Genomic DNA, 16,284 nt, shown 5'->3' on the forward strand with positions numbered 1-16,284 from the left:
CGGGCGAGTGGTTAACCGTATGGCAGCTTAAACCTTGCGGAGCGCTACCCGCAAGGTCACCAGGCTATGGGAGGTTTTTAGGCGGGAAGGCCAACACCACGATGGTGAAGGGTAACCTATCCTTATTTCGGACTTTGACCGCTAGTACGTCCGGATGGGCGATTGATGCCTAGTTTACGCATTTTGCTAAAGAGCGTCTGTGGATTCAGCCCCAGTAATTTTGCCGCTCCGTCTTTTCCGCTCACCTTGCCTTCCGTAAGGTGGAGCACCGAAAGAATGTGGCGACGTTGCATCTCTTCAAAGGTTATCACGTCCGCTTCGGTCAGCACCGTATTCGCGCCCAGCGGCTGCATTGCTGCTTTGGGGGCACGATCCAGGGAGATGTCCAGGTATTCACCGTCGCTCACAATCAGGGCGCGTTGAATGATATTTTCCAGTTCGCGTACGTTTCCGTCGAAGGGGTAAGCCTGTAGGCGATCGATGTCTTCCTGCCTGACCCGGAAGGACCGCCCATTTTTCGGTCCGTGCTTCTTGATAAAGTGTGCTACCAAAGCAGGTATATCTTCGGGCCTTTCGCGTAGGGCCGGACTGTGGATCGGAAATACGTTCAGCCGGAAGTACAAATCCGAACGAAAGGATCCCTCGCTTACCCGTTCGCGCAGGTTGCGGTTCGTCGCGGCAATGATCCGTACGTCCGTTTGAATGCTCTCTTTCGCACCCAGCGGAGTGAATTCTCCGTCTTGAAGGACCCGGAGCAGCCGCGTCTGCAATAACATCGGCATCTCCCCGATCTCGTCGAGGAATAATGTACCCTCGTCGGCTAGTTCGAAGCGACCCAAATGGTCGCCACGCGCACCCGTGAAGGCACCTTTGCGGTAGCCGAACAGCTCGCTTTCGATCAGATCGGCGGGAAGGGCACCGCAGTTCAGGATGACCAGGGGGCGGCGTGCGCGCAGGCTAAGGGCGTGAATTGCCCGCGCGATCAATTCCTTTCCCGTGCCGGTTTCCCCGGTGATCAACACGGTGCTGTCGGTGGCCGCCACCTGATTGATCTGCTGGAGCACTTTATCGTACAGCGGACTCTGGGAAACGATCTTGTAGGATATCTGACCGCTCAGTTTGTCATTCATTAATGCACTCCGCCTTTCTAACTGGGTGGAGAGTTTCTCGAGCTCGATTTCCAGCGTTTGACGCTGTCGCTCCTCCGCCCGTCGGCCGGTCAGGTCAAAGGCGGTGATCATGTACTGATCTTTGTACGCGATTTTACTTAGCGGCTTGATCGTGACTTCGACGGGAATGAGGGTGTTGTTATTCCGTTGGAACGAGGTCTGGTAGGTTACGGACCCCCGCGTCATCGCCGATCGTAGATGGCTGGCAATATCCTGCGCGTTCTGTTCGGCGTCGATTTCGGTCAGGGCGGGGAGCGGTTGGGTACGATCGAGCCCCAATTCGATGAGCAGGGGCAGGTTGATGGAAAGGACGTTTCCCTGTTCGTCGATGCGCATCGCAAAGCAATTTAGCTTATCGATGACTACCTCCGCATCCTCCTCTGGGATATACTTTGCCGCCTCCCCATCGATTCGCGTACGGCTGATGATGCCGCAAATAGCGGGGCTGTTCGCGTAGGTGATGCGCGTGGCAAAAAGAATGAGTGGCTTTCGGGTGTTGGAAAAGCGCCCGACCGGGAGCACCAATCTTCGGGTAGCCCCGCCCTGCTTGAAACTTAACAGGAAACCTCGAAACTCCGCTGGATTGTGAAAAATGCCGAGGCCGAATACGGTGCGATCCATCTCAACCAGGTCGGGCTGGCCCGCAACGGACAACATCGAGCGGTTTGCACAGGCAATGTTCCCGTTTTGCAAAGCGATGAAGCCTGGTAAAGGGACCGTTTCCAGAATCCTACCTAAGTCGGAAGTGGGTGAGTTCATTAATCCGGTGTGAGCTCCCAAATTTACTAAATCCCGTCAATCTTCACGCAGCTACCTCACAAATTTGGATATTTAATAAGTACTAGGGAGTTAGGCGATTCAGGTCAATCTCCCTGATAAAACGAGGGACGGTAAAGCGCTGGCCGTAACGCTCCTTTAATTCCTCGCAGCGCTGCAGAAAATTCTCGTGTCCGTAGCTGTAGATGTACCGCATAACCCCCCCGGTGTATCCCGGAAATCCCCAACCGTACACACTGGCGAGATTAGCGGCTTCGATGTACTCGATCACCCCTTCCTGAAGGCACCAGCCCGCCTCGATAACCTGGGTAAAGAGGAAGCGGTGTTTCATGCGAAGCCGGTCGTAATCATCCTTGGTAACGGGGAAGTGCTTTTCCAAACCCGACCATAGGCGGCTGTTCCCGTTCGCTTCGTATTCGTAAAACCCGGCGCGTTTACTCTTTCCACTCCGTTCCAGTTCTTCCTTGACCTTGATGAGAGCCGGAACGGCAGGGTGCTGTTTATACCGTTTACCGTAATGGTCGGCGGCTTGCTGTTCGTACCGTAGTACGAATTTGAGCCCTAGGTCATCCGCCATGGCCAACGGGCCGCTTTTCATGCCCGCCTGTCGGCCCATGTTCTCGATTAATGCGGCCGGATAGCCTTCGTTGAGCATGGTGACGCCCTCCAGGATGTAGGTATTGAGTACCCGTGCCGCAAAAAACCCCCAACTGTCCTTGACCACGATGGGGAGTTTGCGGATCGCAATGGCGAAGTCGAAAGCACGGGCCACGGTTTCGTCGCTGGTCTGTTCTCCCTTTACCACCTCAACCACCGCAGTTTTTTCCGCCGGTAAGAAAAAGTGAAGCCCTACGTAGTTTTCGGGGCGCAGACTTCCCCTCCCTAATTCCGTAATGGGGATCGACAGCGTATTCGTGCCAAATATGGCATACTCATCCAGGTGCTCTTCCGCCTCCCGCGTCACCTTGGTCTTGACCGATTTATTTTCGAAGACGGCTTCCACCACGATGTCACAATCCACGAAAAGGTCGCTCTTGGCGGTAGTGGTAATTCGGTTCAGCAGCTTTTCCCGATCCTCCGGCTGGAAGGTGCCGCGCTCGATGTACTCGTCGATCTTGTCGGCGATGTAGTCTTTTCCCCGGTCGGCGATGGGTTGGCTCACGTCCTTCAGGATTACCTCAAAGCCGTTGCGCAGACACAAAAAAGCAATCCCGGATCCCATCATGCCCGCTCCGATTACCCCCATGCGGCGGGCGCGGAACTTTCCGTACCCTTTGGGTCTGCCTACCCCCCCGCGTACCGCCTGTTTGTCGAACCAGTAGGTGGAGATCATGTTTTTCGTGACCGGGTCGGTGGCCACGCGGGCGTAGTAGCGGCTGTCGAGGCGATAGGCAGTCGTAAAGTCCAATTTGCTGCCTTCCGCGAGCAAATCGATAATGGCCAGTTTGGCGGGGTAGAGGTCGTTCGTCTTTGCCGAAAGCCGGGCGGTAAGCAGGCGAATGCGGTGGCCCAGGTTAGGATCCGCGGCGGTGCCGCCCGGGATCTCCCCGTCCGGATCGTCCCAAGTGCGACGGACGTCATGGTGGGCCAGAAGCCACTTCTTTGCCTTGCGGAGCATGTCGGTCCGATCCTCGGCAAGTTCGTCCACTAAGCCTACTTTTAACGCTTCCTGCGGACTGTACCGCCGGCCCTCCAGCAGTAACGGATAGGCTCTTTCAATGCCCAACAGCCACATAAGCCGGATCACCGCTCCGCCACTAGGAATGAGGCCGATCTTAACTTCCGGGTGACCCAGCCGCATTTTAGAGTCGGCTACGGCAATGCGGTAGTGGCAGGCCAGGGTAAGTTCGAAGCCCGTACCGAGAGCGTCGCCGTTGATGGCCGCCGCCACGGGAACGCCGGGCACTTCGAGGTCACGCAAAAACTGTTTGAGCTGTTGCGATGCCTCGAATGCTTTGGCCGGATCATTCAGCTGGTAGAGGTAATCCAGGTCGCCGCTTTCGAGGAAGTCCTGCTTCGCGCTGGTAATAATGACACCGTTCAGCTTGCCGGCAAGCTTTTCCTGTTTGAGGTGCTCGATCACGGGGGCGAATGCCGCTACGATTTCGTGATTCAGCAGATTCCCGGACCGGCCGGACATGTCCAGAATCAGCGTAGCGATGTTGTCAGTATCCTTGCGGTAATAAATCATAGTCGTTCGATAATGGTGGAAACGGCCAGCCCGGCACCGGCGTCGATGGTCAGACTACCGATGTTCAGGTCCCGGCGTTCGAGTTCGTCCAGAATCTGGCAAAGCATCATACCTCCTACGGCGCCCAGGGGTTCGCCCAGGGCAATGCTCCCGCCGAGAACATTGATCTTATCCTCGTCAATGTCGAGCCGCTGTTGAAAGCGAATGGCCGGGGCGGCGAAAGATTCGTTGAATTCCCAAAGATCGATGTCGTCCCGGGTTAGCCCCGCTTGCTTCAGGGCGAGGTTAAACGCGTTAACGCCTCCGGTGAGCAAGGTGGCGTCAACGGCGGACATCGCCACCGCACGGATGCGGGCGCGGGCCTTAAAGCCGAGGCGTTCTCCCGAAGCACGGTTGCCTAATAGGCAAAGCGCGCACCCGTCCGCGGGGGGGCTGGTGTTCCCTTTGGTGTGTCGGTGGTCTACGTTATCTACTAGGGGAAAGCGATGAAGCGCCATCTCATCGAAGCCGGCCAGCCCCATCTCCGAAAAGCGAGCACCGAAGGTGGCCAGGCTTTCCATGTCGAGGCCGGCATCCGGTATCGTATCGATGGACAGAATCGGCAGTCCGTTCTGGTCGGTGATCGGCTCGAGGCTGGCCCGAAAATACCCCGCTTCCCGGGCGGCTACTGCCTTTGCGTGGCTTCGAAGCGCGTATTGGTCCAGGTCTTCCCGTTGGAGCCCGTGGGTGCTGGCTACCAAATCCGCGGCCACTCCCTGGGGGATGTAATGACTGTTGATCACCGTAGCCGGGTCGTTCATCATGGGGCCACTGTTCAGGTACGTTGGAACCCGCGACATCACCTCCAGCCCGCCGGCGATGATCGTATCCCCGTAACCCGCGGTGATGCGGGCGGCAGCTAAATTGATGGCCTCCAGTCCACTCGTATTAAACCGGTTGATCTGCAGCCCGCCGCGCGCTTGTCCCCATCCGGCGTACAGCAGCGCCGCTCTGGCGATGTTGTAGCCCTGGTCTCCCGCCGGCGTGTTACAACCGATGACTAAATCGTCGATCTCCGCGGGTAGATCGTCCCGACCGCTACGGCGTTGAAAGGCCCGCAGGCACTGTGCCAGCAGCTCGATCGGTTTAACTTCGTACAGGTCGGCGGGGAAGGCGGCTCGCCCGCGCGGACTGCGCAGGGCGTCGTAGATGAAGGCTTCGGTGGGCAAGTCTTTTGCGGCTTATGTGATGAAAGAGGTAATATACAAGGCAGCGGGGCTTCGGATGCTCGCATCCCCGCTACGTTTTTTTCCGGTCGCACCGGCTGGCACCGCCGGTAAGTTACAACCGCTTGCTACCTTGGCTACTCCAAAGCCCCCGCCGTGTCCGTATCAAACCCCAAGCTGTATTACGCTATCTGGATTATCGGTTTCGTACTGCTACTCTCAACCGCCTACGGGATCCTTTATGCGCTGGACTTCATTACCACGCTTCCCAACGCGTCGAACTTGTTAAACGGGGATGCAACCTTCTACCACTCCATTCAGCAGCAGGGATACGTTTACGTGCCCGGAGTTCCTTGCAACGCCGGATTTTTCCCCTTTTTTGCCTACATCTGGCGGCTTACCGGCTTAGGCGTAGTCGGAATAGCGGCACTGAATGCGACCGTTTTTCTGGTAGCGATCTGGCTCAACTGCCTCCTGCTCCGTCCACATCCGGTCGTGCTGGGTATTTTTCTCTCGCTCCCCTTTCTGTTTTACGCCTACACCCCGCTGTCGGAAGCTTTTTTCTGCCTTTTTTCAACGGGCATACTGTGGGGGTACGCCCGTGGCAACCGGCCGTTGACGTTCGTCGCGTTGCTGCTGGCGGGGATCACCCGGCCTACTTTCCTCTTTTTCATCCCGGCGATGGTAGGGGCCACGCTCATGCAGCGGGATGTTCGGCACACCTTCACCTGGGCCAATTGGCGGCCCATCCTGGGTTGGTATGTACCACCGATCGCCTTGGCCTTTATGACGGTGGCGCTCATCCAGTACGTACAACTCGGCGAGCCATTCCTCTACTTCAGCGTCCAGGCCACGGTGTGGGGCAGGGAATTCGGCTTTCCCGTATTCCCCCTGGCCGACAATCCCCTAGGCTGGTTGACGCGTTTCCGGATTTTTAATTACTGCCTCGGGCTGCTGGCCGCGGGCTTCGGAGTGAAGTACCTGTTTACCTGGTTGCGGGGCCGATTGCTGCCCGCCGATCTGCAGCCCGTGGAACTGCTCTCGATCATCTATCTGTCCATGTGCCTGGTCAGTATCCTCTTCTTTAACCCCGAATGGCACTGGATCCCGGACTACCAGTACACGTCCACCATCCTCACCGGCATTAACCGCTACCTCCAGGTTAACCCCTTTTTGCTCGTTTTTCTGGTTTATTTATTTCGGCAACGGCCCGCATCGCCCTGGGTGCTTCCCCTTTTGCTCATCGGATTGCACCTGGTTTACTTTACGGTCTGGCCGGAATACTATACCCACATCCAGAAATACCTGCGCCTTTCGGTAATTACCGGAATGTTCCTCCTGTATGCCCTGTATCATTACCGGCAGTGGGCCGTGGTGGGGTACGCACTGGTGATTGTTTCTTTTTTCTTTCAGGCCTGGATGTTCGGTACCATGCTTTCCGGTGTACTGGTGGACTGAAACGGTACGGCTGCTATCGCGTTATGCTTTAGGACGACGAAGCCAACCGCCTGGACGCCGGCGCGTATCGTGTGTTGGTCCCGCGCGGCCAAGGATTGGTAGAGTTAACTTTGCACCTGCGCGCGCCGCCCGTATCTTCAAAGAAATTAGTGAGCCATGCCAAGAACCAAATTAACCGTATTCAGCCGATTTTTACTCTTTATGCTTATTGCCCTGCCGATCATTTACGTCGCGGCCTCCCTCTACAACGGCGAAGACCCGGTGAACAACGTCAGGGGGTGGTTGGGCATGAACAACCGGGAGCTGCTGGAAGAACGCTACGAGGCACCGGCGGCAACGGATGCCCCGGCCGACATGGAAGCAATCCAACAACTCCGCAGTGAGAACGAGCAACTCCGCGAAGCCCTGGCCCGCTGTCAAAATACTACCGGTAGCTGATGGAAGACGGGTGGATGACAAAACTGCGCTACGGCATCCATGAGTTTTTCTATACGCTCATGACCTTCCCCCGGGCCTGGCGGTTCATGGTCAACCACCGGCTCTGGGTAGGATTGCGACAATACGGATGGGTGGCCCGCGGGCTGGTCGCCGTTGGCATTTTAGTCGGGCTCTTCATGATCACCGAGGTGTTCGAATGGCTCGAATCCCACGCCGATGAACCCCTGACGGCCATGGCCATCGGCAGCGATTCCTTGATCTGGCAGTGGTTACTAGAAGCTTACAATAGTCTGTCCAATGGGGTCCTGAACTGGGTGGTGCTGGTGTTACTCGAGGTGGTGATTTACCATTTTATGCGCCAGACCCTGCGGGTGATCCTGGAGAAAGACGTAGAGGAGGCGCATACGTTCAAGCCCTTCCTCAATGCCCAGATCCGGATGCTGCAAGTATCCTTTATGGCCGTGATCTTGCAGCAGGTCCTCGTCAACATAGGGAATGCCGTGCTGCCAAATTTCGTGGAAGGCTTGTTTGCCATAGCCGTTCAGTCGACTATCCTCGGTTACGCCATTGCCGACAATTACAACGAGCAATTCGAGTTGACCATTCAGCAGAGCCTGAAGCAACTGCAACGCAACTACATCGGCATTTGCATGGGGCTCGGGCTGCCGCTCTTCCTGCTATTAAAGGTTCCGTTATTCGGTACCGTTCTTGGGCCCCTGCTTACCTCGGTGGCCGCGGCGATCGTACTCCGGGAAAAGAGCGACCTACACCTGGTAGGCTACCAAATGAGCGAAAAGGAAAAGGAGAAGGCGGATAAAAAACGGGCCAAGGCCGAACGAAAGGCCGCCCGACGAAAGCAGCGTGGGACGGCCAAAAGCCTATCTTGAGCCTTCAACTTCACGCAACGATATGCAAAAGCTCGCGGCCTGGTCCGTACACGCCTTCACCGCTACGGGACTACTCGCGGCCTTTATGGGGCTTATCGCGGTGTCGGAGGGAGACTACCGGCTGGCGATGCTCTGGATTCTCGTAGCCCTGGTTATCGACGGGGTCGACGGTACCTTCGCCCGTCTGGCCAGGGTAGGGGAAGTGCTACCCCGGGTGAGCGGTAAGACGATCGATTACGTTATCGATTTCTTTTCCTACGCGATCCTGCCCGCCTACCTGTTCTACGAGGCCATGGAGCTGGCGTACTGGCCCCGCCTCACCTGCTGTTTTGCCATGTTGCTTTCCGCGGCGCTGTATTATGGTAAGGAAGATATGGTCAGTCCTTCGGGTCGCCACTTTGTTGGCTTCCCCGTGCTGTGGAATATGGTTGTCTACGTCCTGGTATTCGTACTTCCCTGGATATCGGGTTGGGCCATCGTCGCGGTGGTGTTCGCCTTTGCCGTTATGCATTTTCTCCCCGTGCTTTTCGCCTATCCCTCCCGGGGTGGGCGGTGGTGGGTGCTGACCTTACTGGCCACCGTGGCATTCATCGCCGCCGCCGTGATGAATGTTTGGTATTATCCGGAGCCCAGCCCCTTATGGCGCGGCGTCTGTCTGGTGGCTACCGCCTATTACGCGGTGCTCGCGGCGGTGGATACCTATTCGGGCGACGGGGCGCAGGTGCCATGACGGGCAACCTTAGCCTACCTTCCGGTGTCATTCTACCTACCCCCAAGTATCCAAGCCGTTGCTGCGCAGTTTAATTTTACTCGTCTTTTGGCTATCCATGCTGGCCTCCTCTTTCTTCGGACTCCAGCGGTGTGCCACGCCCACCCCGCCTCGGGGCGGTGACATCGACTCGATTGGTCCGGTGCTGGTCTTGGAAGAATCGACGCCGAATTTTCAGACTAATTTTCGACCCGACCGGATCGAGCTGACCTTTGACGAGTGGGTGGAGCTCGATTTTCAACAGGAGATCGTTATCAGTCCCCCGCTGGACCTCGGCGCCGACAACCGACCGCAACTGCGACGGCGTAGCCTGGTCATTCCCCTCGAAGGCGTGGAATTACGCGACAGCGTTACCTACGTGGTAAACATCGGCTCGGCGATCAAGGACCTGAACGAAGGAAATCCCACCGAAAACCTGCGTTTCGTGTTTGCCACCGGGCCCATTCTTGATACCGCCTCCGTCACGGGTAGCGTTGTCGACGAGTTCACCGGCGAGCCCCTGGAGGCCATTGCGGTGAGCCTGTACGATAACCTGGCGGATACGGCCGTCTTTACCGAGAATCCGACCTACTTTGCCATCTCCGAGGAGGATGGCACGTTCACGATCGGCAACGTCCGGCCCGGGGAATACCGGGTGGTAGCCCTCCAGCGAAACCCGGGCGCAACAGCCTACTATCCGGATTATGATGGCGTATTTCCCCCGCTTGCCGTCGGTTTTCGCGACAGCACGATCCTAGTTAGCGATGCGGAAAACCCCATCGGTGAGGTGCGCGTGTCGCCGATCCCCGTTACACCCTTGGCTACGGAAGTTACGGCCGACGAGTTCGGCCTGATCAAGATCGGAGTGAACCAGCCCGCCGGGAAAGTCGACCTGCGCAGCGGCCGCGAATACCTCCGTAATGACCTAGCGGACACCATCCGACTGTACTACCGGGAGCCGGCGGCCGATACGATCCTGCTGGGCCGCGACAGTATTTACTCCGATACCGTGTTCGTTAGCGGAGCAATGGACGATGCCCCCGTTCTGCCGCTTACCGCCGTCGGAAAATCGACGGGTAAGGTAAACCCGGGGGAGGGCATCCGCCTGGTATTCAATCGACCGTTGAGCAGTATCGATACCAGCCTGGTGCGGCTTTTTCGGGACACCTTCGTGAATCCGGTCGCCTATACCTATACGATCGATTCGGTTTACCCGGCCGAGTTGAGACTACGCGCCAACTGGTCGGAAGCCGCCCCGTATTTTATCGAATTATTACCGACGGCGGTTACGGACTGGTATGGAACCTCGAATCCGGATACCATCGCCCGGTCGCTGAACGTGGCCGCAGCGGAAGAATTTGGCGTATTGACCGTAACCCTTGCGAATCTCAATTCCACCCTGGACTACATTCTGCGGCTCGTTGATTCCGAAGGGGAGGTGATCGTGGGGACCCGCCGGTTCATTCACGAGCGTTTCGAATACATCGCTACCTACCGCAGCCTCCCGCCCGGCAATTATTTGGTCGAATTGATCTACGATAGCAACGGAAACGAGCGCTTCGACTCGGGAGACCTCCGATTCGGCCGACAGCCGGAGGTGGTCCAACGCTTCGAAACCGAGGAGTTGCGGGCAAACTGGGAAGTGGAAAAATCCATTGATCTCGAGAACAACCAGTAAGTAGCTGCCGTTGCCACTGCCAGCATTCCGCTAAACATTGTAGTGGACATGGCTTCCTCTCCCTTCCGAGAGCTAGGGGGCGAAATCCAGGGAAACGGAAATGCCTGGCGCTATGCAGTACCAGAAAACAACGACTATGAACCTACAGGATAAATACCGCGGTGTGCTCAGCATGACCGAGGAGCTCAACGCCCGCAATGCTCAGGTGAAGGAAGTAGACGGAAAGCTCCGGTTGGCGGCCAAGGTGGAAACCCAACGACAGAAAGACCTGCTCTGGGATGAAATCAAGCGCGTGGGCGGGGAAAACCCTAGTGACTTCGAGGCTGATATTCAGGTTGCCAATACCGAATACTACGATAAGTACACCGTTAAGCGCGGCGATAGCCTCAGCAAGATCGCGAAAGACTACTACGGCGATCCAATGGCCTATAAGCACATTTACCAGGCAAATACCGACATCCTGCAGGATGCCCACAATATATTTCCCGATCAGGTGCTTACCATTCCGTTTCCGAAGGAGGGCGGCACCAAGGCGTAGCGTGTATAGGTGAAATCTGGGATCGGCAACGCTGAATTAAACGCAACGTTCGACTTGGCATGTCAATTGGTCAGACCGTTTGACGATCGGGTGTCAAATAGTCAGCACTGGGCACCGTGTCTTGCATGGCACGTGATTTGATTTCACGGGGGTGTATCCAAAAATTAAATACAACCACCATGAAACTGACCAGATATAATCGTTTTCCTGCCTCTTTTCGATTTTTCGACGACGCCCTCACGCAGGCAGTGCATCCCAGTCGTCCGGCGGTGAATATCCTGGAAAAGGAAGACCGTTTCGAGCTGGAAATGGTAGCTCCGGGACGTCAGAAAGACTTGTTTAAAGTCGACTTTTTCGACGGGCTGCTAGAAGTCTCCTACACGACCGAAAAGAATGGCACCGAGGACCAGCCTACCTACCTTCGTCACGAGTTCTCCCTCCAGGACTTCACCCGTAAGTTTAAACTGAACAGTGAAGTGATCGACGACCAGGCAATTGAGGCAACGTACGTGGATGGTATTCTCCGTCTCTCGCTTCCCAAACGGGAAAACGTGCAGAAGCCAGTCCGCCAGATTACCGTTGCATAGGTTTCTCCTACCGATTAGCTTTTATTAGCCGCCTCCGCTGTAGTGGAGGCGGCTATTCCTTTTTATTCTCGCCCGCACCAGGTCTGGCTTTGGTTTCCGGATGGGCAGGCTCTTCGAAACTGACGCGGACGGGTATATCCCGTTCACTGCCGTACAGCTTGATTTCCGTGATATCGGCCGGCAGGCTGTAATTGTTGGCGTCGATCGCGTTCTTGATATCCCGGATCACTTCCCCCCGTACTTGCAGCGCACCTGCGCGGAAATCTTTGGTGTCGAGCCAGAAATATACCTTTAGATTGATCGTACTGGCGGCTAGTTCGTCCTCGGCAACAAAGCTTTCGTGTTCGCCGTCCCGCGCAATGCGATAATGGGAATCGAGCACGTCCTGGATAACGTTTTTAGCTCCTTGAATGTCATCCTCGTAGGCAATGCCGATCACGAAATCGTAGCGGATGTATCCATCGGCGGTGTAGTTCTGAACGGGTTGGGTCAGGACGTCCGAGTTCGGAATGTACACATCCTTTCCGTCGAAGGTTTTGATATGGGTATACCGGAATTGCAGGCTTTTTACTTTCCCGAAATGGTCGACTACCCGGATGGTATCGTTGACATTGAAGGGACGGTTAAAGGCCAAAATGATCCCGGAAATGAAATTCTCGCCGATGTCCCGAAAGGCAAAGCCGAGAATGACGGCACTAGCGCCGAGGGCACTGAAGAGCGCGGTGGCAATACCGCTTAGACCGGCGGCCCGCAGTCCGAGCAGCACCGCCCCGATGATGATGAGCGTTTTAAGGGTCGTAACGAGGAAGCGACCCATGAGGGGGTCATCCATTTTCGACAGGATTCGGCTGCCGAAGAAGCGGGCGATAATCCGTGCGAGGAATAGACCGATGAGGAGGATGATCAGTGCCAGGATGATACCCGGGATCGACTCCAAAAAATGATTCCAGGCGCCTACGAAAATGCTGCCCAGATCGCGTACTTCATCACCCATACGCATGAAACCAACTTTGGATAGGCATGTTTGGCGTTCGTCAGCTGCCCTCCGTAACCAGAATGAGGGTATCCAGTTTGAGCTGCAAGCGAATGAGATCGTTCATTCTGGCGAGTTCGGCCTTGTCCAGCCGAGGATCCGCGCTGCGTACGGTCACTAGCGGAATGCGTTCGGAGTAGGGCGGGTCGTCGTCGGGGCCAAACCGTTCGATGGTCTGAGCCCGCGCCAGCCGGACGCCGGTCACGTTGGGAAAGGCGACCATGAGCTGGCGACTGAACGCGACGAAGTCCGTAGAATCCATTCGGTACCCCTGCAATTCATTGTACATCGACTGCTGTTCTCGCGAGCGGTTTATCTCGGATTGTTCCAGCTTTTGTATACGCTGATTGATATCCTCGAGCGTGGATAATTCGCCCTTGATGCCGGCAATTTCCGAAGGGCTGAAGCTGGTGTCGACTACGATGCGCGCTCCGCTCACGCCGAAGGGCGGGGCCTGCAGTATGTCGCTGTAGATGCGGAGGCTGTCGGGCGGTACCTGTCGGTCGGTAAGCGGAAAAATAAGCTGCGGCCGTTCGGGGTCGCGACGATCGAAAATAGATGAACTCACACTCATCGGAAAGTACTGCTCGGTAAACTCGCTTACTGCCCGATCTACCCGTTGCCGGTCCAGCACATCCGACAGGATTACGTATCCCGGGATGATCATCAGGACGCTGATCGCACCGATGATCAACTGACTACGCTGGGTTTCCTGCCGGTTCATGTACTTCCGGAAGGGGAATCGGAGCAGACGTATGATCAGGTAGGCCGTTGCGGCGATGAAGAAGGAGTTGAGGAAGAAGAGGTAAAAGGATCGCCAAAATATGGTAAAGTCACCGCCATTTTGCAGGGCTTCCGTCAGGCCATAGCCCGAAACGCACAGCGGTGGCATCAGCGCGGTAGCGATCGCTACCCCCGGGATGGCATTGGTCTTATCGCTGCGGGTAACGGATATGATGCCCGCCAATCCCCCGAACACCGCTACCAGCCCATCCAGGATGGTCGGTTCCGTGCGCGATCGCATTTCGGGGGTGAAAATATCGAGGGGGGTAAAGAGGAAATAGATGAAACTGGTTGCCAGAGCGATGATGACCGCTACGCCGAAGTTCTTCAGTGCGTTCACTAATAAACTGCGGTCGTTAGTGCCTACGCCGAGGCCGATTCCCAAGATGGGATTCATCAGCGGCGAGATCAGCATCGCGCCGATGATGACCGCCCCGGAATTAAGGTTAAGACCGAGACTCGCGATCATGATGGAGCAGACGAGCATCCAGGCATTGCTACCGCGCATCAGGTTGCCTCCGGTGATCGAAGCTACGGCCGATTCCCGGTCGCTTCCCTCACGCAGGTCCAGAAATTCCCGGAACCATTCTTTGATGCCCCCTTCCCCCGGGGTCACCTGGTCGTGCGGGGCCTTAACCGATTTTTTTGTATCCATACTTGAACTCACACGAGTACGCCGTCGATCATTTCCAGTCGGCGGTCACTCATTTGCGCCAGGGATTCGTTGTGGGTGACGATGACGAAGCTCTGCGAAAAGTCATCGCGCAACCGAAAGAGGAGATCGTGCAGTTCCCGGGAATTAACCGAATCCAGATTGCCACTGGGTTCGTCGGCGAACACGATGGCTGGCTCGTTCATTAACGCGCGGGCTACCGCCACCCGCTGCTGTTCTCCGCCGCTCAGTTGGCCGGGCTTGTGGCCGGCGCGGTTCTTCAGTCCAAGGTAATCGAGCAGTTCCCGTCCCCTTTGCTCCGCGAGTTGCTGGTCGCGATTACCGATGTAGGCCGGGATGCAGACGTTTTCCAGGGCGGTAAACTCGGGCAGGAGGTGGTGAAACTGAAAGACGAAGCCGATACGCTCGTTCCGGAAGGCCGCCAGCCGCTTATCACGCATGCCGAAAACCTCTTCTCCGTCGATGCGTAACTGACCGGTATCGGGCCGATCCAGGGTGCCGAGAATGTGGAGCAGGGTACTTTTACCCGCGCCGCTCTTGCCGACAATACTGACCACTTCGGCGGATTGGATACTGAGATCGACGCCACGAAGTACATCGAGCTCGCCGTAGCTTTTACGGATATTGGTAGCCTCCAGCATGGTTAATTAAAGATTATGGTGCGGTTGCCGAAGGGCAGGATGAGGTGGCGCAGATGCAGGTAAACGGCCTGGCTGAGTACCCGCTTTTCGACATCCTTACCAATGCGCTTGAGATCTTCGATGGTATGGTGGTGGGTTACCGGTTCGACGGATTGGGCGATAATGGGGCCTTCGTCCAGATCCGCCGTGACGTAATGACTTGTCGCTCCGATCAATTTGACGCCCCGTTCGAATGCACGCTCGTAGGGGCGGGCTCCTTTAAAGGCGGGTAAGAAGGAGTGGTGAATATTAATGATCCGATGGGCCCACGACTGGCAAAAATCGTTGGACAGGACTTGCATATACCGGGCCAGCACGATCAAATCGGTTTCCGCCTCCCGCAGTATCCGGCTCGTCTCCGCTTCCTGCTCGGCTTTGTTTTCCGCCGTAATAGGGAAGTAGTGGAAGGGAATGTCGAAGCGGGAGGCTAAACCTTCCAACTGGCGGTGGTTGCTGACGATAGCGGTGATCTCACAGTCGAATTCTCCCGTGCCGTGCCGTTGCAGCAGGTCGAATAGGCAATGACTTGCTTTACTCACGAATACGGCTATTTTGGGCTTTCGCTGACTGAAGTGGAGTTGCCATTTCATATCGTACGTCTTGCCCAACAGGGTGTCGAAGTAATCGTTGATCTTCTCGCGCGGGATCAAAAAGCCCTCCAAATCCCATTCGATGCGCATAAAAAAGTGGCCGATCGACCGGTCGACGTGCTGATCCAGGTTAATGATGTTGCCCCGGTTGCGATGAACGAATTCGGTAACCTGGGCAACCAGGCCGGCCTGGTCGGGGCAATGGATCAGGAGTATGGCACTATCGGTCAAAGGGAGTCGTATTAACGTGCGAAGATAACGCCTGTCGCCAAACTAAGAAGACCCCTTCACTTACGGTGAAGGGGTCTTCGCATGACGTGATCGGAAGGGTCTTCCTACACGTTTTTATAGGTCTGCTTGAGTTGCTTCAACTCGGCAACGTTGCGCTCGAAGGTTTCGAGCTGGCGCGTGATCACCTGACGGGCGTCGCTGGAGTAGCTCGTGTCGTTGAGGACACCACGGTACGTTTCGATCGCGTGCTCGTCACCACGAATACATTCCTGCAGAACCGCGGCCTCGTCTTGAGTGGCGAGAGCGGATTTGAGGTCGATCCATGCGCGGTGCAACGCGGCACCGGTGCTGCCGCCTTTGTCCACTTTACCGCCCAGCTGGGTAATGAAGGGCTTAATTTCGTGTCCGAAATTGTAGCGCTGTTGGCTCATTTCGCGAAACTTAGTAGCCAACGATACGCTGTCGACTTCCTCAGCGGCTTCCTTGTAACCGTTTTCTCCGTCGTAGAGCGTAGTGATTAATTTGTTGAGTCCTTTGGTCTGTTCGTTGCTGACGGTATCCATAGATAAATATTTTGGTGAGGAGAGGGTATCTCCATCAGATAATAGAAATTGATAT

General features: G+C 56.2%; 15 protein-coding genes. 7 read left to right on the forward strand and 8 right to left on the reverse strand.

Translation table 11 applies throughout. The features are described 5' to 3' along the window. Window positions 1–122 precede the first annotated feature (122 nt). From CLV84_RS13510 to CLV84_RS13520, 3 genes are all read right to left on the reverse strand, one after another. Entirely contained in the window at window positions 123–1,826 is a 1,704-nt protein-coding gene (locus tag CLV84_RS13510) for a sigma-54 interaction domain-containing protein (RefSeq protein WP_170067702.1), read from the reverse strand. A 184-nt stretch (window positions 1,827–2,010) separates the two neighbouring features. After that, window positions 2,011–4,137 carry a 3-hydroxyacyl-CoA dehydrogenase NAD-binding domain-containing protein gene (locus CLV84_RS13515; RefSeq protein WP_104420319.1) on the reverse strand — a complete coding sequence of 709 codons (2,127 nt, stop codon included), beginning with the start codon at window positions 4,135–4,137 and terminating at the stop codon, window positions 2,011–2,013. Next, on the reverse strand, window positions 4,134–5,345 hold the full coding sequence (locus tag CLV84_RS13520) for an acetyl-CoA C-acyltransferase (protein WP_104420320.1): 1,212 nt from the start codon (window positions 5,343–5,345) through the stop codon (window positions 4,134–4,136). The genes CLV84_RS13515 and CLV84_RS13520 overlap by 4 nt, the downstream gene beginning before the upstream one ends. A gap of 153 nt (window positions 5,346–5,498) precedes the next feature. Here CLV84_RS13520 and CLV84_RS13525 point away from each other — a divergent pair, with 153 nt between their 5' ends. From CLV84_RS13525 to CLV84_RS13555, 7 genes are all read left to right on the forward strand, one after another. Beyond that, window positions 5,499–6,800: a hypothetical protein gene (locus CLV84_RS13525; protein ID WP_104420321.1), complete on the forward strand. Its 1,302-nt coding sequence runs from the start codon at window positions 5,499–5,501 to the stop codon at window positions 6,798–6,800. Window positions 6,801–6,956: 156 nt separating this feature from the next. Continuing rightward, entirely contained in the window at window positions 6,957–7,238 is a 282-nt protein-coding gene (locus tag CLV84_RS13530) for a hypothetical protein (protein WP_104420322.1), read from the forward strand. A gap of 14 nt (window positions 7,239–7,252) precedes the next feature. After that, window positions 7,253–8,125, forward strand: a complete 873-nt coding sequence (locus CLV84_RS13535) for a hypothetical protein (RefSeq protein ID WP_146088807.1) — start codon at window positions 7,253–7,255, stop codon at window positions 8,123–8,125. A gap of 22 nt (window positions 8,126–8,147) precedes the next feature. After that, window positions 8,148–8,855, forward strand: a complete 708-nt coding sequence (locus CLV84_RS13540) for a CDP-alcohol phosphatidyltransferase family protein (protein WP_104420324.1) — start codon at window positions 8,148–8,150, stop codon at window positions 8,853–8,855. 58 nt (window positions 8,856–8,913) lie between these two features. Further along, on the forward strand, window positions 8,914–10,551 hold the full coding sequence (locus CLV84_RS13545) for a carboxypeptidase regulatory-like domain-containing protein (RefSeq protein ID WP_146088808.1): 1,638 nt from the start codon (window positions 8,914–8,916) through the stop codon (window positions 10,549–10,551). A gap of 136 nt (window positions 10,552–10,687) precedes the next feature. Beyond that, on the forward strand, window positions 10,688–11,089 hold the full coding sequence (locus tag CLV84_RS13550) for a LysM peptidoglycan-binding domain-containing protein (RefSeq protein ID WP_104420326.1): 402 nt from the start codon (window positions 10,688–10,690) through the stop codon (window positions 11,087–11,089). 179 nt (window positions 11,090–11,268) lie between these two features. Further along, window positions 11,269–11,676 carry an Hsp20/alpha crystallin family protein gene (locus CLV84_RS13555; RefSeq protein ID WP_170067703.1) on the forward strand — a complete coding sequence of 136 codons (408 nt, stop codon included), beginning with the start codon at window positions 11,269–11,271 and terminating at the stop codon, window positions 11,674–11,676. 52 nt (window positions 11,677–11,728) lie between these two features. Here the strand turns inward: CLV84_RS13555 and CLV84_RS13560 are convergent, their stop codons facing one another. The 5 genes from CLV84_RS13560 to CLV84_RS13580 form a co-directional block, all read right to left on the reverse strand. Further along, on the reverse strand, window positions 11,729–12,676 hold the full coding sequence (locus CLV84_RS13560) for a mechanosensitive ion channel family protein (RefSeq protein WP_245911515.1): 948 nt from the start codon (window positions 12,674–12,676) through the stop codon (window positions 11,729–11,731). 34 nt (window positions 12,677–12,710) lie between these two features. Continuing rightward, the gene (locus CLV84_RS13565) at window positions 12,711–14,147 is read right to left on the reverse strand and encodes a DUF389 domain-containing protein (protein ID WP_104420329.1); all 1,437 of its coding nucleotides are present in this window, start codon (window positions 14,145–14,147) and stop codon (window positions 12,711–12,713) included. A gap of 8 nt (window positions 14,148–14,155) precedes the next feature. Continuing rightward, complete coding sequence (locus CLV84_RS13570; protein ID WP_104420330.1) at window positions 14,156–14,806, reverse strand: ABC transporter ATP-binding protein; 651 nt, start codon at window positions 14,804–14,806, stop codon at window positions 14,156–14,158. A 2-nt stretch (window positions 14,807–14,808) separates the two neighbouring features. Then, window positions 14,809–15,666, reverse strand: a complete 858-nt coding sequence (gene purU, locus CLV84_RS13575; protein ID WP_104420331.1) for a formyltetrahydrofolate deformylase — start codon at window positions 15,664–15,666, stop codon at window positions 14,809–14,811. Between the two features lie 104 nt (window positions 15,667–15,770). Then, a complete protein-coding gene (locus CLV84_RS13580; RefSeq protein WP_104420332.1) occupies window positions 15,771–16,229 on the reverse strand; it encodes a ferritin-like domain-containing protein in 459 nt (152 codons plus the stop codon). Window positions 16,230–16,284: the final 55 nt, after the last annotated feature.

This window comes from Neolewinella xylanilytica (assembly GCF_002934605.1).
GTDB lineage: Bacteria > Bacteroidota > Bacteroidia > Chitinophagales > Saprospiraceae > Neolewinella > Neolewinella xylanilytica.

What these genes read in the sequence shown, in the direction of transcription:
- CLV84_RS13510 (WP_170067702.1), bottom strand. Translation starts at nt 1,826, where the DNA reads ATGTTGTCCGTTGCGGGCCAGCCCGACCTGGTTGAGATGGATCGCACC.
- CLV84_RS13515 (WP_104420319.1), bottom strand. Translation starts at nt 4,137, where the DNA reads ATGATTTATTACCGCAAGGATACTGACAACATCGCTACGCTGATTCTG.
- CLV84_RS13530 (WP_104420322.1), top strand. Translation starts at nt 6,957, where the DNA reads ATGCCAAGAACCAAATTAACCGTATTCAGCCGATTTTTACTCTTTATG.
- CLV84_RS13535 (WP_146088807.1), top strand. Translation starts at nt 7,253, where the DNA reads ATGACAAAACTGCGCTACGGCATCCATGAGTTTTTCTATACGCTCATG.
- CLV84_RS13540 (WP_104420324.1), top strand. Translation starts at nt 8,148, where the DNA reads ATGCAAAAGCTCGCGGCCTGGTCCGTACACGCCTTCACCGCTACGGGA.
- CLV84_RS13550 (WP_104420326.1), top strand. Translation starts at nt 10,688, where the DNA reads ATGAACCTACAGGATAAATACCGCGGTGTGCTCAGCATGACCGAGGAG.
- CLV84_RS13555 (WP_170067703.1), top strand. Translation starts at nt 11,269, where the DNA reads ATGAAACTGACCAGATATAATCGTTTTCCTGCCTCTTTTCGATTTTTC.
- CLV84_RS13560 (WP_245911515.1), bottom strand. Translation starts at nt 12,676, where the DNA reads ATGCGTATGGGTGATGAAGTACGCGATCTGGGCAGCATTTTCGTAGGC.
- CLV84_RS13565 (WP_104420329.1), bottom strand. Translation starts at nt 14,147, where the DNA reads ATGGATACAAAAAAATCGGTTAAGGCCCCGCACGACCAGGTGACCCCG.
- CLV84_RS13570 (WP_104420330.1), bottom strand. Translation starts at nt 14,806, where the DNA reads ATGCTGGAGGCTACCAATATCCGTAAAAGCTACGGCGAGCTCGATGTA.
- CLV84_RS13580 (WP_104420332.1), bottom strand. Translation starts at nt 16,229, where the DNA reads ATGGATACCGTCAGCAACGAACAGACCAAAGGACTCAACAAATTAATC.